This is a genomic window from Methylopila henanensis (assembly GCF_042681025.1).
Classification (GTDB): Bacteria; Pseudomonadota; Alphaproteobacteria; order Rhizobiales; family Methylopilaceae; genus Methylopila; species Methylopila henanensis.
The window spans coordinates 1-894 of record NZ_JBHUER010000016.1; the positions used below are offsets into that span (position 1 = coordinate 1).

Genomic DNA, 894 nt, shown 5'->3' on the forward strand with positions numbered 1-894 from the left:
GAGTTCCGTTCTGCTCGATCGATCCGGAATAATCGGCTTACTGCCAACCGCCACGCGACAGGCGTCTCGGGCGCTGCTATCCCGGCGCATGGCGACCGAGACAATCCACATCGTGCTGACTTGGAGCGCTGACAAGCGCGGCAAGTTGCGGGCCGAAACCCCAATGAAATTCAACACCGCCGCGGAGGCCAAGAGCCGCGCCGAACGAGCGGAAAGCCGCTTCGCCGGCGTCGTCGCGCTTAGCCAAGGCTATGACGTCGATACGGAGCAGGCGGACGAAAATCCGGTGGTGCTGTTTCGCGCGGGACGGACGCCGGCGGAGTTCGACGAGTGAAGCCGACGCCCGATCTCGTCGACGTGCTTCGCGCAGCGGCCGTCATGACGGACGACCTGACGCCGGACGAGACCGCGCGATTGCTGCAGGACGCCGCCAGAATGATCGAGACGCTGCGAAAGCTCGTCAGCGTCCAGAACGAACTTCTCGCCGACGACCCGCGAGCTGGAAACGCCTGAGCCGGACATCGCATGGCCGATCGATCGCAGGCGTGCGTTCCGCGGCGCAAGCGCAGGAGACCGCATTGGACGAGATCACGATCCGGCACCGGACGGCGTACCGATATCGCAGCCCTGTGCGCCTTAATGCGCACCGGATCGTCATCCGCCCACGCGAGAGCCGCGAGCTCAGGCTGCTGTCGACCGACGTTTCGATCACGCCCGCGGCGTCGCTGTCCTGGAGCTACGACGTGTTCGGCAACGCCGTAGCGATCGCGACCTTCGTGGACGCGACCGATCTCCTGACGATCGAGAGCGTCGCCAAGATCGAACTCGACGCGCCGGCATGGCCGGTCTTCGACGTCGCGGCGTCGGCGATCCAGTATCCGTTTCCCTATTCGG

At 65.2% G+C, this 894-nt stretch carries 3 protein-coding genes; all 3 read left to right on the forward strand.

All coding sequences use genetic code 11. The features are described 5' to 3' along the window. Positions 1-334 (forward strand): hypothetical protein (locus ACFSCV_RS19135; RefSeq protein WP_378801175.1); only part of this gene is annotated, 334 nt, incomplete at its 5' end. Beyond that, positions 331-513: a hypothetical protein gene (locus ACFSCV_RS19140; RefSeq protein ID WP_271198882.1), complete on the forward strand. Its 183-nt coding sequence runs from the start codon at positions 331-333 to the stop codon at positions 511-513. The genes ACFSCV_RS19135 and ACFSCV_RS19140, both read left to right, overlap by 4 nt. 65 nt (positions 514-578) lie before the next feature. Then, the coding region (locus ACFSCV_RS19145) for a transglutaminase N-terminal domain-containing protein (protein WP_378801176.1) at positions 579-894 on the forward strand (316 nt) is incomplete at its 3' end.